This window comes from Mycobacterium sp. 29Ha (assembly GCF_032883055.1).
Taxonomy (GTDB): domain Bacteria; phylum Actinomycetota; class Actinomycetes; order Mycobacteriales; family Mycobacteriaceae; genus Mycobacterium; species Mycobacterium gallinarum.
The window spans coordinates 109,052-124,725 of the sequence record NZ_JAMQTI010000009.1 but is presented as its reverse complement, the minus strand read 5'-3'; the positions used below and the strand labels follow the sequence as shown (position 1 = coordinate 124,725).

At 67.2% G+C, this 15,674-nt stretch carries 18 protein-coding genes and 1 pseudogene; 11 read left to right on the top strand and 8 right to left on the bottom strand.

What is annotated here, in order from left to right:
• Positions 1-18: 18 nt before the first annotated feature.
• Entirely contained in the window at positions 19-387 is a 369-nt protein-coding gene (locus M1248_RS13920) for a DMT family transporter (protein ID WP_163728580.1), read from the top strand.
• Positions 387-707, top strand: a complete 321-nt coding sequence (locus M1248_RS13915) for a DMT family transporter (protein ID WP_163737196.1) — start codon at positions 387-389, stop codon at positions 705-707. The genes M1248_RS13920 and M1248_RS13915 overlap by 1 nt, the downstream gene beginning before the upstream one ends.
• Here M1248_RS13915 and M1248_RS13910 read toward each other — a convergent pair.
• Entirely contained in the window at positions 694-1,905 is a 1,212-nt protein-coding gene (locus M1248_RS13910) for an MFS transporter (protein ID WP_163728582.1), read from the bottom strand. The two genes, M1248_RS13915 and M1248_RS13910, sit on opposite strands and share 14 nt — an antisense overlap.
• Before the next feature lie 43 nt (positions 1,906-1,948).
• Here M1248_RS13910 and M1248_RS13905 point away from each other — a divergent pair, with 43 nt between their 5' ends.
• Both M1248_RS13905 and M1248_RS13900 read left to right on the top strand, forming a co-directional pair.
• Positions 1,949-2,296: a YidH family protein gene (locus M1248_RS13905; protein WP_163728584.1), complete on the top strand. Its 348-nt coding sequence runs from the start codon at positions 1,949-1,951 to the stop codon at positions 2,294-2,296.
• Positions 2,297-2,298: 2 nt separating this feature from the next.
• Positions 2,299-2,595: a DUF202 domain-containing protein gene (locus M1248_RS13900; RefSeq protein WP_163728586.1), complete on the top strand. Its 297-nt coding sequence runs from the start codon at positions 2,299-2,301 to the stop codon at positions 2,593-2,595.
• Here M1248_RS13900 and M1248_RS13895 read toward each other — a convergent pair.
• Both M1248_RS13895 and M1248_RS13890 read right to left on the bottom strand, forming a co-directional pair.
• Positions 2,533-3,486, bottom strand: coding sequence for an SDR family NAD(P)-dependent oxidoreductase (locus M1248_RS13895; protein ID WP_163728588.1), 954 nt, complete (start codon positions 3,484-3,486; stop codon positions 2,533-2,535). The genes M1248_RS13900 and M1248_RS13895 overlap by 63 nt on opposite strands.
• On the bottom strand, positions 3,483-4,100 hold the full coding sequence (locus M1248_RS13890; protein ID WP_163728590.1) for a TetR/AcrR family transcriptional regulator: 618 nt from the start codon (positions 4,098-4,100) through the stop codon (positions 3,483-3,485). Before M1248_RS13890 ends, M1248_RS13895 begins: the two co-directional genes overlap by 4 nt.
• A gap of 77 nt (positions 4,101-4,177) precedes the next feature.
• On the opposite strand from M1248_RS13890, the gene lysA reads away from it, so the two are divergent.
• From lysA to M1248_RS13875, 3 genes are all read left to right on the top strand, one after another.
• Positions 4,178-5,488 carry a diaminopimelate decarboxylase gene (gene lysA / locus M1248_RS13885; protein WP_317148726.1) on the top strand — a complete coding sequence of 437 codons (1,311 nt, stop codon included), beginning with the start codon at positions 4,178-4,180 and terminating at the stop codon, positions 5,486-5,488.
• A gap of 19 nt (positions 5,489-5,507) precedes the next feature.
• Positions 5,508-7,640 carry a 4-alpha-glucanotransferase gene (malQ, locus tag M1248_RS13880; RefSeq protein WP_163728593.1) on the top strand — a complete coding sequence of 711 codons (2,133 nt, stop codon included), beginning with the start codon at positions 5,508-5,510 and terminating at the stop codon, positions 7,638-7,640.
• A gap of 93 nt (positions 7,641-7,733) precedes the next feature.
• Positions 7,734-8,153 carry a hypothetical protein gene (locus M1248_RS13875; RefSeq protein WP_163728595.1) on the top strand — a complete coding sequence of 140 codons (420 nt, stop codon included), beginning with the start codon at positions 7,734-7,736 and terminating at the stop codon, positions 8,151-8,153.
• On the opposite strand, the gene M1248_RS13870 is transcribed toward M1248_RS13875, so the two are convergent.
• Both M1248_RS13870 and M1248_RS13865 read right to left on the bottom strand, forming a co-directional pair.
• On the bottom strand, positions 8,150-8,584 hold the full coding sequence (locus M1248_RS13870) for an SRPBCC family protein (protein ID WP_163728596.1): 435 nt from the start codon (positions 8,582-8,584) through the stop codon (positions 8,150-8,152). The two genes, M1248_RS13875 and M1248_RS13870, sit on opposite strands and share 4 nt — an antisense overlap.
• 55 nt (positions 8,585-8,639) lie before the next feature.
• Entirely contained in the window at positions 8,640-9,485 is an 846-nt protein-coding gene (locus M1248_RS13865; protein WP_163728598.1) for a lysophospholipid acyltransferase family protein, read from the bottom strand.
• 121 nt (positions 9,486-9,606) lie between these two features.
• Here M1248_RS13865 and M1248_RS13860 point away from each other — a divergent pair, with 121 nt between their 5' ends.
• The 4 genes and pseudogenes from M1248_RS13860 to M1248_RS13845 all read left to right on the top strand — a co-directional run.
• The gene (locus tag M1248_RS13860; RefSeq protein WP_163728600.1) at positions 9,607-10,500 is read left to right on the top strand and encodes a metal-dependent hydrolase; all 894 of its coding nucleotides are present in this window, start codon (positions 9,607-9,609) and stop codon (positions 10,498-10,500) included.
• Positions 10,500-11,615, top strand: a complete 1,116-nt coding sequence (locus tag M1248_RS13855; RefSeq protein WP_317148725.1) for a PDR/VanB family oxidoreductase — start codon at positions 10,500-10,502, stop codon at positions 11,613-11,615. The genes M1248_RS13860 and M1248_RS13855 overlap by 1 nt, the downstream gene beginning before the upstream one ends.
• A gap of 22 nt (positions 11,616-11,637) precedes the next feature.
• Positions 11,638-13,083: a serine/threonine-protein kinase gene (locus tag M1248_RS13850; protein WP_317148724.1), complete on the top strand. Its 1,446-nt coding sequence runs from the start codon at positions 11,638-11,640 to the stop codon at positions 13,081-13,083.
• Positions 13,035-13,424: pseudogene (locus tag M1248_RS13845) on the top strand (nuclear transport factor 2 family protein); the annotation flags it as partial. The gene M1248_RS13850 and the pseudogene M1248_RS13845, both read left to right, overlap by 49 nt.
• 76 nt (positions 13,425-13,500) lie before the next feature.
• Here the strand turns inward: M1248_RS13845 and M1248_RS13840 are convergent.
• From M1248_RS13840 to M1248_RS13830, 3 genes are read right to left on the bottom strand one after another with little or no spacing between them, the layout of a single operon-like run.
• Positions 13,501-13,986 (bottom strand): NUDIX domain-containing protein, encoded by a 486-nt coding sequence (locus tag M1248_RS13840; RefSeq protein ID WP_163728606.1) that lies wholly within the window; start codon positions 13,984-13,986, stop codon positions 13,501-13,503.
• Between the two features lie 29 nt (positions 13,987-14,015).
• Entirely contained in the window at positions 14,016-14,207 is a 192-nt protein-coding gene (locus M1248_RS13835) for a hypothetical protein (RefSeq protein ID WP_099039142.1), read from the bottom strand.
• A gap of 44 nt (positions 14,208-14,251) precedes the next feature.
• Complete coding sequence (locus tag M1248_RS13830) at positions 14,252-15,565, bottom strand: NAD(P)/FAD-dependent oxidoreductase (RefSeq protein ID WP_317148723.1); 1,314 nt, start codon at positions 15,563-15,565, stop codon at positions 14,252-14,254.
• Positions 15,566-15,674 lie beyond the last annotated feature (109 nt).

Here is a 15,674-nt window from a genome sequence, read left to right as displayed (position 1 = left end):
ATGGCATAGCTTGGTGCCGTGCTGAAGTGGGCGCTGCTTGCGGGCGCGATCTCGACCGAGGTCGCCGCCACGCTGTCTCTGCGTGCCGCCCAGGATCATTCGGCGTGGCTCGCGGTCGTGGTCGCCGGCTATCTCACCTCGTTTATGTTCTTGACGATGGTGCTGCGCGCCGGCGTACCCGTTGGCATCGCGTACGGAATCTGGGGCGCGCTGGGCACGGCGGTCACTGCGGTTCTGGCCGCCGTGCTCTTCGGTGACCCGTTCACCTGGCCGATCGTCGCGGGCATCGGGCTCATCATCGCCGGGGTGCTGCTGATCGAGCTCGGTTCGCATCGCGCCTCGGCCGCCGAGCCGGAACCGGATGTCCCCGCCGGGGCGGCTCGGTGATGTGGCTCGCGCTCGCCGGCGCCATACTCGTCGAGGTGGTCGCGACCCTGTCGCTACGCGCGTCGGACGGATTTCGGAAGAAGGCGTGGATCGCACCGATCATCACCGGCTACCTCCTGTCGTTCTATCTGCTGTATGTGTCGCTGGGACTGGGCATGCCGGTCGGAATCGCCTACGGCGTGTGGTCGGCGTGCGGCATCGCGCTGGTGGCCGTCATCGCGCGGTTCCTGTTCAAAGAACCCCTGACTCCGATGATGGGGCTCGGCATCGTGCTCATCATCGGCGGCGTGCTCACCATCGAGATGGTCACCGCCGGCTGAGCCGGTGATTCAATCGGGGTCGCGCACTGAGCGCTCCGGCCAGTGCGATCGCCACCAGCCCCGCGAGAGGCACGGACAGCAGGCCGATTCGTAGGCTCGTCGCATCGGCGATGACGCCGACGATCAGGGGCGCGCCGAAGAAGCCGATCCGCATCAGCCACGTAAGCACCGTCAATCCGCTGCCCGGGCGCAGGCCAGGCAGCTGGTCGGCGCGGTGCATCGCCGCCGGGATCAGGGTCGCGACTCCGAATCCCGCCGCGGCGAATCCCGCGATGGTGCCGGGAATCGAGGGGAAGGCCAGCGCCGCCCCCATTCCCGCGGCCGCGAGGAGGCCACCGGCGCGAACCACCTCGCGTTCGCCGAACCTGTCGACAAGGCGGTCCCCGATCAGCCGGCCGACGAACATGAATCCGACCAGCGCCACGTAACCGAAGACCGCGACGGCACCTGGCGCACCGAGGCTGTCACGCAAATACAGTGTCGCCCAGGAACTTCCTGCGTCCTCGACGGTTGCGCCCGCCACGGCGAGCACGACGAGCGCGACCAACGTGCCGTACACCGCGAATCCCGCGTCTCCTCGGCTCCCGGTGCGCGCCGACGGATGGTCGTCGTGATCGGGTCCCTTCAACAGAGAGGGGTAAGCGATCAGCACGAGGCCCCCGAACAGGATCCCGGCGAACGCCAGATGTATGGGCCGAGATATGTCGAGCGCGATCGCGGCGGCGCCCATCACGCCGCCGATGATGGCTCCCGCCGCCCAGACCGCATGCAGCGAGTTGATGATCGACCGGCCGTAATTACGCTGCAACCGCAGCCCGTGCGCGTTCTGCGCCACGTCGGTGATCGCATCGCAGGCTCCCGCCATGAACAACGCCGCGGCGAGAATCAACGGGGTCCCCGCCAGGGCCGCAGCGACAACGAATCCCGCGAGGCCGAGGGTGCTGACGACCGCCACGCGCGACGATCGGTACCTCCGGATCAACGCCGCCGCGGAGAGGCCTGCCACCAGCGCGCCCGCGGAGAACGCCGCGATCGCGATCCCGTAAACCGTGTTGGACAGCTGCAGATCCGCCTTGATTTCGGGGTAGCGAGGCAGCAGGTTGGCGAACAGCGCACCGTTGCTCAGGAACAGCGCCGCGACGGCAAGACGCGCCGTTCGCTGCTGCGCCGCGGCCCCATTCCGAGATTCGGGCGCCATGTCCGGTGACACTACCGACCCTCCGAACCTAAGCTGATTGCTCGTGGGTGCGGACGAGGCTGACCAGGATCTGGACTATCGCTTCACCCTCGCCAACGAGCGGACGTTCCTGGCGTGGATCCGCACCGCGCTCGCACTCATCGCGGGCGGTGTCGCCGTCGTTCAGCTGGTGCCGGCCCTGACCATCCCCGGAGTGCGCCACGGCCTCGGGATGGCACTCACCACATCTGGCGGCGTCCTTGCGGTCCTGGCGGTTCTGCGTTGGCGTGCTGTGCAGGCCGCAATGCAGAAGGGTGCCGAACTGCCTCGATCCCTGATGCCGGTTCTGCTCGGCGGCGCCATCGTGGCGCTGACCATCGCGTTGATCGTCGTGATCGCGGTCCAGCCCTAGCCATGACGTCCCGATCGGAAAAACCCGGCCTTCAGGCGGAGCGCACCCAATTGGCTTGGGAAAGAAGCGCTCTCAGCTTTCTTGTGGCGGGGGCCCTCCCGTTGCTCGGCGCCGGTCCACTCGACGACGGGCGGGCGGTGCTTCCAGTCGTAGGGGCCCTGTTGGCGATACTGGCCGTCTATCTGGGACGCCGGCGGGGTCGGCATTTCATGGTCGAGCCGAGAACCGAAGTCGCCCTACTGGGCTGGTCGACCGCGGGATTCGCCGCGCTGATCCTGGTATTCAGCGCTTTCCAGTAGGTGCTCACTGGTCTCCCATAGATCGAGCGCCTTCTCACGGTCGTAGGAGTCGGCCGACGATGCGATCGGCCGCGTCCCTTCGAAGTACGTACCGGTGACGTCGTCGAACCGGGGCTCCCACACCAGTGCCGCCAGATGCGCGCCCGAGGAGCGGGTGCTGTTGACGTTCGGCAACACCCGCAGCAGCGGGAACACGTACCGCCACACCCACCGCCCGATCACCGAGTAATCGCGGGCCAGGCCGGAGCCGGGCATGAGGCCGGGATCGAACGCGTTGACCGTGACACCGTTGGCGCCGCAGCCGAGCCGGCGGTCGAGTTCGTATGCGTACAGCACGTTGCACAGCTTCGACGTGGTGTACCGGCGGCGGCCGTCGACCGGTTCGTCATCCGCGGGGTGCGCGAGGTCGGCAGCCTTGGTGTAGCGCGGTGCGGGCATCCCGGTGGTCTTCGCCGGATCGTGGGTGCCGCTGGCGACGACCAAGATGCGCGCCGGGTGGGCCAGGTCCGCGAGCAGGTCCCGCACCAGGGCGAAGTGTCCGAGATGGTTGACTCCGAACGTCATCTCCACGCCCTCGGCGGTGTGTTCGGTGCCCGACACCACTTGAACGCCGGCGTTGCAGACGATCGCGTGCAGCGGCGGCAGTCCGCGACCGCGGAAGTCGTCGGCAAAGGCGTGGACCGACATCAGTGACGCGAGGTCCATTTTTAGAACCGTGCACCGCGCCGGGTGGCCGGCCTGTTCGACCGCCAGCGCGCCACGCGCCACGTCGCGCACCGCGAACACGACGTGCCAGGTTGGGTCACTCGCGAGAAGCGCTCTCGCGCATTGCAATCCGAGCCCGGCACTGGCACCGGTGATGATCGCTGTCTTATTCGGGGTTGCGGTCACTTCTCCTCCAAGAGAGTTGGGATCAAGGCGGTCAGGGTCTGATGCAGCCGCCGATACATCCGGTCGACGTCGGTGGTCTCGGGCTCGAGATGGACCGCGAGGAAGATGCCGTCCGACAGCGCGACGGCCACCGCGGCGAGTTCATCGCGGACGCGCTGCGCCGTGTGGTCCGGGAGGTCAGCGGGAAGGAGTTGTGCGATCGCGGCGCGGAACCGCGCGATCGCGGTATCGCGCACCCGCCGAACGACTTCGGCGACCGCTGGATCGTCGCTGCGCTCCAGCGACAGGAGCAGGAACAGCCGCAGGAAATCGGGATGCTGCGACTGCTGGGTGATCACCGCGTCCAGCTGCCGTTCGACCGTGGCCTCGACGGGAATCGCCGCGAAATACCGCTGGGCGCCGCGTTCCATGACAGCCGCCAGCACGCCGTCTTTGGATCCGAAGTGCCAGTAGATGGAGCTGGCCGGCAGACCGCAGGCCTTGCGGATGTCGCTGATCGACGTCGCCGCGTAGCCGCGTGAGCTCATCAGCTTTTCCGTCGCGTCGAGGATCTGCTCGCGGGACTGCTCGCCCTGCTGCTGCTTCTTCGTGGGGGTTCGCTCTGTAAGGATCATTACAGACATACAGTAGGCGACGGCACCAACTTTGTCGACCGCGTTCACGCGCGCACCCGCGGTGAGACGCTGGGGCGATGACGATCGACGGCGATGAGCGCTCGGGCGAAGAGCGGAAAAAAGCCGAGACGACGGCCGACGAATTGGTCGGTCTCTTCCCGCCGGGCACCCGCACCGACAGCGACGGGACCCTCGTGGTCGGCGGTTGCCGGCTCGACGACGTGGCCGCGCAATTCGGCACGCCGGCAATCGTGGTATCCGAAGACGCGTTGCGGCAGCGCGCCCGCGACTACCTGGGCGCCTTCCGGTCTCGCTGGCCGCGGTGCGATGTGGCGTTTGCCTCGAAGTCGTTCCCGTGCACTGCGGTTCAGCGGGTAATGGTCGAGGAGGGTCTGCACCTCGACGTCGCCGGCGGCGGCGAGATCCGGACCGCTCTCAAGGCGGGCGCCGACCCAGCCCGGATTCTGCTGCACGGCAACGCCAAATCCGACGACGAACTCGGCCTGGCTGTAAAGCACGGCGTCGGCCTCGTGGTGGTTGACAACTTCGACGACATCGACCGGCTGGAGCGCATCGTTCCCGCCGGACATCAGCAGCCGTGCCTGGTCCGGGTCATCCCGGGCGTGGAGGCCGCCACCCATGCCTCGCAGGCGACCGGGCATGCGGGGTCGAAGTTCGGCCTCATGCCCGACGACGCCCGTTCCGCGATCGCGCGGATCGAGCGCAGCGCCAAGATGCGGCTCGACGGCGTGCACACCCACGTCGGCTCGCAGCTGCTCAACATCGAACAACTCGCGCAGGCGGTCGAGCCCATCGCGAAGCTGGGCACCTTCGAGGTGTATGACCTCGGCGGCGGCCTCGGGGTGCGCTACACCTACGACGAGCATCCGCCGTCACTCGACGAGTACGCCGAAGCGATGGTGGGGCAGGCCAAGGCGCTGCTGCCCGCCGGCAGCCGCATCATCGTCGAACCGGGCCGCAGCATGGTCGCCAACAGCGCATGCACGGTTTATCGCGTGACGACCCTCAAACGCGGCGTCGTCACGCACGTCGCGGTGGACGGCGGCATGGGCGACAACCTCGAGGTCTCGCTCACCGGTCAGCGGTTCGAGGCGACGATCGTCGACCGGGTCGGTGGCGGCGAAACCGTCAGCGTCGTGGGACGGCACTGCGAATCGGGCGACCAACTCGTCGACGGCGTCGCACTGCGCGAACCATCGATCGGCGATCTGCTCGCGGTGCCCGTCACCGGGGCCTACTGCTACACGATGTCCAATCAGTACAACGGCGCCCGCCGGGTTCCGGTGGTGTTCACCCGCGCCGGTGCGGCGCGGCTGGCGGTCCGCCGCGACACCTGGGATGACCTGCTGATGCGTGACGTCGACTGATTGCGGGCAAGATAGCCGCATGACCGAACTCCCCGAGTCGCTCGTCGAGTTGGCGCGACGGTACGGCGTCGCAACGGAATACGAAGACTGGAGCGGAAGGCGCATCACGGTCTCCGAATCCACGCTGGTCGGCGTGCTCGACGCCCTCGGCGTGCCAGCCGCCACCGACTCTCGGCGAACCGCGGCATTGGCAGAACACGATCGTGACCACTGGTCTCGCTCGCTGCCGCCGGTGATCGTCGGCCGCGCCGGATCGACGTCGTCGTTCTGGGTACACGTCACACACGGCGATCCGGTGAGGTTGTGGATCCGGCTCGAGGACGGATCGGTCCGGACGGGTCTGCGCCAGCTCGAAAACAACCGTCCCCCTTATGATCTCGCTGGCCGACTGGTCGGCGAAGCAAGCTTCGAGTTACCCGCCGACCTGCCGCTCGGTTATCACGAACTGCATCTGCAACTGGGAACGTCCGACATCAGTTCACCGATCATCGTCTCCCCCGCATCGTTGGAGCCGCCGACGGGACGTACGTGGGGTCTGGCCACCCAGCTCTACAGTGTCCGATCGCGAACCTCTTGGGGCATCGGCGATTTGACCGACCTCACCGATCTCGCCGTATGGTCGGCGTCTCGGCACGGTGCGGGCTTCGTCCTCGTCAACCCGTTGCACGCCGCCGCGCCCACCCCGCCGATGGAGCCGTCGCCCTACCTGCCGACCTCACGGCGTTTCGTCAATCCGATATACCTGCGGGTGGAGGCGATCCCCGAATTCGCGTACGTCGAGAATCGGGGCCGCATCGTCAAGGCCCGGGCGAATGCGCAGGCGCGCGCACACAAGTCGCGCCTCGTCGACCGTGACCGCGTCTGGAAATACAAGCGCGCCGCGCTCGAGGCCGTCTACCGTGTGCCGCGATCCGCGGGCCGGGAACTGGCATACCAGGCCTACCGCGAGCGGCAGGGCCGCAACCTGGACGATTTCGCGACGTGGTGCGCCCTGGCCGAGAGACACGGCGGCGATTGGCACGAGTGGCCCGAGGAGCTGCGCCATCCCGAAAGCCCGGCCGTCGCCCGGTTCGCCGCCGACAACGCGGCGGCCGTCGATTTCCATCGCTGGCTGCAATGGCAACTCGACGATCAGCTGACCGCGGCGCAAGCGACGTCGGTGGCGTCGGGCATGGGGCTGGGCATCATGCATGACCTCGCCGTCGGGGTCGACCCCAACGGGGCCGATGCATGGGCACTGCAGGACGTGCTGGCGTTGGGCGTCACCGCAGGCGCGCCGCCGGACGAGTTCAATCAGCTCGGCCAGGACTGGTCGCAGCCGCCGTGGCGACCCGACGAACTCGCGAACCAGGCTTACGAGCCGTTCCGCGCGCTCGTCAACACGCTGCTTCGGCATGCGGGTGGCGTGCGGATCGACCACATCATCGGACTGTTCCGGCTGTGGTGGATTCCGAAGGGCGCCCCGCCGACGGAGGGCACCTACGTGCGGTACGACCACGAGGCGATGATCGGGATCGTCGCGCTGGAAGCCCACCGAGCCGGCGCCGTCGTCGTCGGCGAGGATCTGGGCACCGTCGAACCCTGGGTGCGCGACTATCTGCGCGAGCGCGGCTTGTTCGGCACGTCGATCTTGTGGTTCGAGTTCGACCGAGACGGTGACGGCGCGCCGCTGCGGGCTGAGCGCTGGCGTGAGTTCTGCCTGTCCTCGGTGACCACGCACGACCTCCCCCCGACCCCCGGCTACCTCGCGGGCGAACATGTCCGGCTGCGCGACGAGCTCGGGCTGCTGACGCGGCCCGCCGACGAGGAATTGGCCGCCGATCGCCGCCAGCAGGCCGCGTGGCTCGACGAGCTGCGCCGGGTCGGGTTGTTGAGCGGCGATCTGGACGAGGTCGGAGTCGATCAGGTGGTCAGCGCGCTGTACAAGTACCTGGGCCGGACGCGGTCGAGGCTCCTGGCGCTCTCGCTGGCCGACGCCGTAGGGGACCTGCGCACCCAGAATCAGCCGGGAACGACGGACGAATACCCGAATTGGAGAGTGCCGCTGGCGGGCCCGGACGGCAAGAAAATGCTGCTCGAGGACGTTTTCGCCGATCCGCGGGCGGCCGCGTTGGGCCAGGTGATGCGGGCCGCGGTGAACACCCAGGTGTAATCCCAGCTGTAACACTGAGCGCTTCTTCTCCGGTTTCACATTCGTCACGTCTGCGATATGTTCGCACCGCATCGACATAGGGAGACATTTCACGTGAAGAAGCTCGTTGTGCTGAGCGGGGGGCTCGTGGCGGTCGGCTCCGCCGCGCTGGTCGGAGCGGGAATCGCCATGTCCCAGCCGGGCGGCTCGAACTACATGAACGTCGTCGGCGAGCCCTACAACAAGGCGCTGCAAATTTTGAAGTCCCAGGGCTACAAGGGTTACTTCGGCGGATCATTCGGCAGCGTGCTGTCCCAGGCCAACTGCCTCGTCGACAGCCAGAAGGTGACATCGGGCGGTCGCATCCTGCTGATGCTGGACTGCAGTCAGGCCGCAGCCGACCAACTCGAGCAGATGGGCCCGTCGGGTGGCCCCACTGTGGGCGGTAACGGCGTCACGACCGTGACCCCGACGCCGGTGGTGCCGATCCAGGGCGCTCCTGGCGCAGGCGCTCCCCCCGCGCCACCGGCCTAGCCTTCGACCAGGTGACGCAGGTTCTTCAGCGTCTCACCCATGTTTCGGCCGACCTGGCCGGCGGCCACGCGGTCCGCGATCAGCCCGAGGACGTTGCCCGCTGATTCATAGGCCAGCCGGAAGGTGACTTTCGTGCGGCCGTCGGCCGTCTCGCGCAACCGAAAACGTCCGCGCTGTGAGACGCCGGTGAGCCCCACCCACGACAATTCGCGTGGCGCATCGAACTCGACGACCTCGATGACACCGCCGATGGGCACCGACCCGACCTTCCAATGCACGGTATAGCGGGCGCCGAGACCGGCCGGCCCGTCGTCGACTGTTTCCCACCGTTCGAGGCTGGCCATGAACTCCGGGTAGCAGTCGGGGCTGCTGACCACCTTCCACACCGCTTCGCGGTCGGCGTCGACCACGCACTGCCGTTGGACCCTCATCAGAACCGTCTCTTCTTCGCGCAGGCGTCCCCGGCCCTTCGGGCGTGGGCCCACATCAGCCCAACACCGGGAATCGTCGTTCCGCCGCAAGCCGGTCCACCCCTGCCTGCAGCGCGGCCTCCACCTTTTCGTGCACGACGTCGTCGTCGCTGCCGGCGATGTCGTCGGGCTCGATCGGGTCCTGGACCTCGATCGCGATCTTCGTCGGCAGGGGCAACCGCGGCACCATGTCGCTGACCGTCAGACCCCACGGCGGCGCCAGCAGAATCGGAACGCTCTTCAGCCGGGCCATCTTGTCGACCATCAGCAGCTTGGCCAGCCACTGCCCACGGTCGAGGAACAGCGCCGCCTCCTGGCCGCCAACGCTGGCGATCGGGACGATCGGGACCCCGGCCTCACGGGCGAGCTTGACGTAGCCCTTGCGGCCGCCGAAATCCACGTCGTGCCGCTGCCACGACGGTCGGAACACTTCGTAATCACCGCCGGGGTACACGAGCAGCGCGGCGCCGGACTTCAGTGCCAGCTCGGCGTTTTCGTGGTTGGCGGCCACGGTGCCGAACTTGCGGAGCGAGCCGAGTCCAGGCATCGACACGACGAGATTGTGGGCGAGTTGATAAAACGGTCGCTCGACGCCGAAGTACGAACAGAACGCCAGCGTGAAGACGAACGTGTCCGGCGGGAGGTTGCCGCCGCTGTGGTTGCCGACCATCAGCACGGGGCCGTCGGCCGGAATCCGGTCCAGACCGCGGACGTCGGCACGAAAGTACAGCGACGCAAGCAGCCACAGCCCGGGCAGTTGCTCACGGATGTAGTCGGGGTCGCGTTGGTCGAGGTCGGCCCTGGGCACCCGGGAGGCAACCTGGTGCCGGGTCCAGTTCAGTACATCGCCTAGCACCGCCATAGCGGCATTATTGACCGCAGACGGGCGGTTGAAACCCGAAATCCGCCAAGAACCCGATACCGGCGTTCCCACCTACTTCCGGTAAGCTCCCGTGCACCACGTTCTCGTGAAGGAGTCCGCCATGGCAGCGTTGCCTGCTCCGGAGATCGACCCGGGACCGGTACAGATCCAGGCCCGCAAGGTGCAGTTCGACCTCGCGGAGGTTCCGCTCGAATGGATCCCCGCTCACCCGGTCGCGTCCACCATGATCAACCTCTTCAACGTCGTGCTGCCCACCGCCGAACATTGGTTCGTCGAGACGTTCAACGAGGCGCTGCCGTTGGTCAAGGATCCCAAGCTCGCCGAGGACATCCGCGGGTTCATCGGCCAGGAAGCCACGCATGCCGCCGCCCACGACGACGTGATTCGCGACTTCCTCGTCGGCAACGGCGTAGACCTCGCGCCGATCCTCGAGATGGTCGAGTATCTGTTCGGAAAGGTCTTGGCGCCAACGACTTCCACGAATCCGAAGCGTCGGCTGAGCAACCTCTGTGAGCGTCTTTGGATCATCGCGGCCATCGAGCACTACACCGCCGTCCTCGGCGACTTCGCGCTCAACTCCACCTGGGACGAGCATGGGGCCGACCCGACGATGGTCGACCTGTTCCGGTGGCACGGCAGCGAGGAGGTCGAGCATCGCAGCGTCGCCCACGACGTGGCGGTGTACTTCCACGACAGCTACCCCGCCCGCATCAAGGCCATGGCTCTGTCCGCGTCGGCGATCTTCGCGTTCTTCCAGCGCGGTACGTGGTATCTGTTCAGGTCCGATCCCGCCAACGACATGTCGTGGTGGAAGATGCAGCGCCTGCGGATGCGCGACTCCGAACTCGGGCTGCTGCCCAAGTTCCGCGTACTGTTCGGCTCCCAGACCCTGACGTACTTCCGGCGCGCGTACTCACCGGAGGAGATGGGCTCCACCGCGCAGGCCGTCGCCTATCTGGCTTCCTCTCCCGCGGCCCGCGCGGCGCACCTGTGATGGGGCTGCGCGAGCGCTACCGGCAGCTGCCGACCAACCCGCTCCGGCCGGGGCGCCGTGACGTGATGATGGGCTTCGCCGGTGCGGTCATCTCCGGGATGGATGCGCTGTCCGGAGTCACCCGAAGGGTCAGGCTGCCGGAAGCGTCCGACCGCACGCGGCTGTTGCGCGTGGTCGACAGGCAGACGGTGGCACACGACGAGAACGTGGTGGCACTGACGTTCGCCGCCGCCGACGGCGGGCCGCTACCCCGTTGGCATCCCGGTGCCCATATCGATGTCGGCCTGCCCAGCGGACGGCTGCGGCAGTACTCGCTGTGCGGCGATCCCGACCGCACCGACGTATACCGCATTGCGGTGCGCAGGATTCCTGACGGTGGCGGAGGCTCGATCGAGGTGCATGCCGCTCTCCAGGTCGGCGCGACCGCGACGACACAGGGTCCCCGTAATGCGTTCCCCCTGACCGTGCCCGGCTACGGCTCTCCGACACATCGGTTCCGTTTCATCGCAGGCGGTATCGGGATCACGCCGATCCTGCCGATGCTGGCGGTGGCGCGGCGCCTCGGCGTCGACTGGTCGATGGTCTACGCCGGACGTACCCGCGACAGCCTGCCGTTCCTCGACGACGTCGCAGAATTCGGCGAACAGGTCCGTATCCACACCGACGACGACAGCGGGCTACCGACGGCGTCGGATCTGCTCGGCGACTGCCCGGACGGCACCGCGGTCTACGCGTGCGGTCCGGCCCCCATGCTCACCGCGATCCGGTCCGAACTGGCGGGCCGCGACAAGGTCGAACTCCACTTCGAGCGGTTCGCCGCGCCGCCGGTCGTCGATGGCACGGAGTTCGACGTCACGGTCGCGTCGACCGGACAACAGATCCGCGTGGCCGCCGACGAGACCCTGCTCGCAGCGTTGAAGCGCGCCGATGTCGACGCCCCGTACTCCTGCCAGCAGGGGTTCTGCGGGACGTGCCGCACGCGCGTCCTCGGTGTTGTTGCGGGGGCCGTCCACCACCGCGACACCCTGCTCACAGACCCCGAACACGAGAACCGGATGATGTTGATCTGCATATCCCGGGCCACCGACGGGTCGCGCCTCACACTCGACCTGTAGCGGTATCTCGTACTATTCGCCCATGCCGCTGGCCGATGGCGCGACGTTTGCGGGTTACACGATCGTGCGACTGCTCGGCGCGGGCGGTATGGGCGAGGTCTACCTCGCGCAACATCCGCGGCTGCCGCGCCGCGACGCGCTGAAGGTGCTGCCCGCGTCGGTGTCCGCTGACGGTGAGTACCGGGAACGGTTCGACCGCGAGGCCGACATCGCCGCCACGCTATGGCATCCACACATCGTCGGCGTGCACGACCGCGGCGAGTTCGAGGGCCAGCTCTGGATCTCGATGGACTATGTCGAGGGCACCGATGCGGCATGCCTGCTGCGTCAGAGCTATCCCGACGGCATGCCCAGAGGCGAAGTCGCCGAGATCATCTCCGCCGTGGCCGACGCCCTGGACTACGCCCATCAGCGCAACCTGTTGCACCGCGACGTGAAACCCGCCAACATCCTGCTCGCCAATCCCGAGGGAAGCGATCAGCGGATTCTGCTGGCGGACTTCGGAATCGCCCGCTGGACCAACGACATCAGCGGCTTGACGGCGACCAACATGACGGTCGGCACCGTGTCCTACGCCGCACCCGAGCAGTTGATGGGTGAGCGGCTCGATGGCCGGGCCGACCAATATGCGTTGGCAGCCACCACATTTCACCTGCTGAGCGGTAGGCCACCATTCCAGCATTCGAATCCCGCTGTCGTCATCAGCCAGCACCTGTCGGCGACGCCACCCGCGATCGGCGCTCAGCGCCCGGAGCTGGCCGGGCTGGATCCGGTGCTCGCCAAGGCGCTGGCGAAGTCCCCGGCCGACCGTTTCGAGCGGTGCGCCGATTTCGCGCGGGCGCTCGCCCATCAGCTCAGGTCGGACACACCGGCCGAGGTGGGCACCAGCCTCGCCGCCCCGGTGCCGACGGCCACGAAAGCGCCCCGGCGCCCCCTGATGCGCGCCGGAATCATCGTCCCGGCCATCCTGGCGGTGCTGCTGCTCGCAGCGATCGTGGTGGCTGTGTTCGAGGCCGGGCGCGCCGACGAAGACCGCCCGGCATCCGCTGCGACCACGACTTCACCGACGCCCACCGGGCCGACGTCCACGCCACTGCCCCCACCGCCGGAACCGCCATCGTCACCCACGCCGACGACGCCGTCCCCGACGCCGACCACCACAGCCACCATCACGCCGGCATCCGCCGCCGCGGTCATCGGCGCGAACTGTTCACCCGTCGGCAGCACTTCCACGACGGCCGACGGCTCCACTGCGTACTGCTCGACCCTGCAGCCCACCGGCGACTCGGTCTGGTCACTCACCGAGGGCGACGTCCCGAGTCCCACGGTCACCACCGAGCCGACCGAGGAACCGCTTCCGTACGCCGAGGAGAACCCGGTGCGACTGTGCATGCAACAGACCGGGCAGACCCGCCGTGAATGCCGGATGGATATCCGGGAGAGCAACGGTCTGCCTCCGCTGCCATGAGCCTGACCACATCCGACCGGCTCGCGCTCGCCGACCTGGTGCATCTCTACGCATCGGCCGTGGATGACCGACGCTTCGATGACGTCGTCGAATTATTCACGCACACAGCCGAACTACGGCTACCCGATCCACCCCGCTCGTTGGAACCGGTACGCAGCCACCATGGCCGCGACGGTGTGCGGTCCGCGATGGCGGCGCTGGCCACCGTGACCCGCACCGAGCACGCGATCGTCGGTGAGGTGTACGCCCCGGGAGAAGGCGCCGACTACGCGCTGGGTCGAATCACCTGCATCGCGCACCACTGGACGGTCGCGGGAGGTGAAATCACCGACCTGGTATGGCATCTGCGCTACGACGACGAGTACCTGCGGACGCCGGTCGGGTGGCGAATTCACGGTCGCGCGTTGACCATCAACGCTATCGAGACGCGTCCGGTTCGTCGTGTTCGAGCACCGAAACCAGACGGTCGAGCAGCGGCCGCTGGCCCTTCAGCAGCTTCAACCGAGCCTCAGTCACGGGAAACCAACCCACCCGGTCGATTTCGGGAAACTCCCTGACCTTCCCCGAGCCCTTGGGCCACTCCAGCTCGAAGGTGTTGGAGAACGTGCCCTCGAGGTCGAGGTCGCCGCGGACGGCGAACGCAGTGATCACCTTGCCGCTGGGCTGTTTCACCGGTTCGAAGTCGATGCGTGGGCCATCCGGTGCGCGCTTGCCGAGCTCCTCGGAGAACTCCCGCTGCGCGACCGCCCACGGGTCCTCACCCTCGGTGTACTCCCCCTTGGGTATCGACCACGCAGCGTCGTCCTTGCGCGCCCAGAACGGCCCACCGGGATGGCCGATCAGCACTTCGACTTCGCCGTCGACTACGCGGTACAGCAGCAGCCCCGCACTGAGTTTGGGCACCGCTTGAGCCTAGTGAGTACTCGCGCTAGTCAGTACTTGCGGTCACCTTCGCTGCTGTCGAAGAACGCCCAGTCACCGTCGTCGGACTTGACCTCCATACGCCATCCGAGTTCCGGATCGGCCTTCTGGTCGACGAACCACGCGTGTGCGTCGCCTGCACTCTCGATGTCCTTCGTGTCGACAACGTCACCTTTGGGGTTCAAAACGCGATATGTAGCCATACCGGTTAACGTTCCCGCTGCCTCGAAATTCAATCAGAAATTGATCAGTCCGGTTTGGGCATCGGAATGCCCTCGCTCGTGGAGAACCGCGCATCCTCCTGCGTCGAGAGCCCGAAGGACACGACGGACCTGTCGAAGAACACATCCGTCAGATAGGCCAGCGATACCGCCCACCGATTGACGAATCGCGGGATCGCATAGATGTGGTACACGCGGGTCACCACCTTGGCCGGGAAGCCGGACAACTGCACGTTGAGTGGATTGGCGACGGCGTAGCGCGGTCCGAGGTCGACCACCAGGCCCATGTTGCGATGCTTGTACGGCTTGGCCTTCCCGAAGCCAAGACTCGCTGCCACGTTGCGGGCCAACGCTTTTCCCTGCCGAGTGGCATGCTGTGCGGTCGGCGGCGTGATCTTACCGGGCTGCGTGACGTCTGGGACCGCTGCCGCATCGCCCGCCCCGAACACGTCGGGGTGACCGGGAACCTGCAGCTCGGTGGTGACTTTCAGACGACCACGTTCGGTGGGCAGCCCGAGCTTCTCGATCAACGGCGCACCGGTCACTCCGGTTACCCAGGCCACGGTGTGCGTGCGGATCAGCGAGTCGTCACTGAGCACAACGTGTTCGGCGTGAACCTCGGCGAGCGTGACACCTAGCCGGACGTCGATGCCGCGCGCTTTGAGCACCCGCTGCGCCGCCGCTCCGAGCTTCTCGCCCACCTCGGGCATGACCTGCTCGGCCAGGTCCAGCAGGACGAACTTCACCGCGGACGGGTCGAACCCCATCTGTTTCGCGGCCGAATCGGCAAGAGCTCGCAGCTGTACGGCCAGCTCGGTACCCGAGTACGACGCTCCGACCACCACGACCGTCCGTCGCGCCTGCGCCCGGCCGGCGTCGTCGTCGACGTCGGCCAGTTCCAGTTGTTCCAGCACGTGGTCGCGCAGATACAGCGCCTCTGCCGTCGACTTGAGACCACGCGCGTGCTCGGCCAGCCCCGGGATGTCGAACAGCCGGGTGACCGAGCCCGGCGTCAGCACCAACCGGTCCCACGCCAGGCTGCGCACGCGCTCCTCGGGGTCGGTGAACGTCACCGTCCGTCCGTCGAAGTCGACTTCGTCGACTCTGCCCCTGATCGCCTGTACACCGCGCAGCGCATTGGCGAGCGGTATGGCGACGAAGCGCGCGTCGACGAGTCCACCTGCCACATCGGGCAGCAGTGGCGTGTAGAGCATGTAATCGACGGGCGAGATGATCGTTATGTCGACCGAAGCCCCGGATTGTCTGCGCATCTTTCGCGCCAGCTGACGGGCGCATTCGAAGCCGGTGAATCCACTGCCGACTATCACCACTGAAGTCATCTGTTCCCACCTTACGGAACGAGGTCACCGCGCCCTAGTCCCCTGTTGCCGATCATGATTCACCCACGTCCCTTTCGTTTCGCGGCACGGATAGCGGATGCTGGATGGC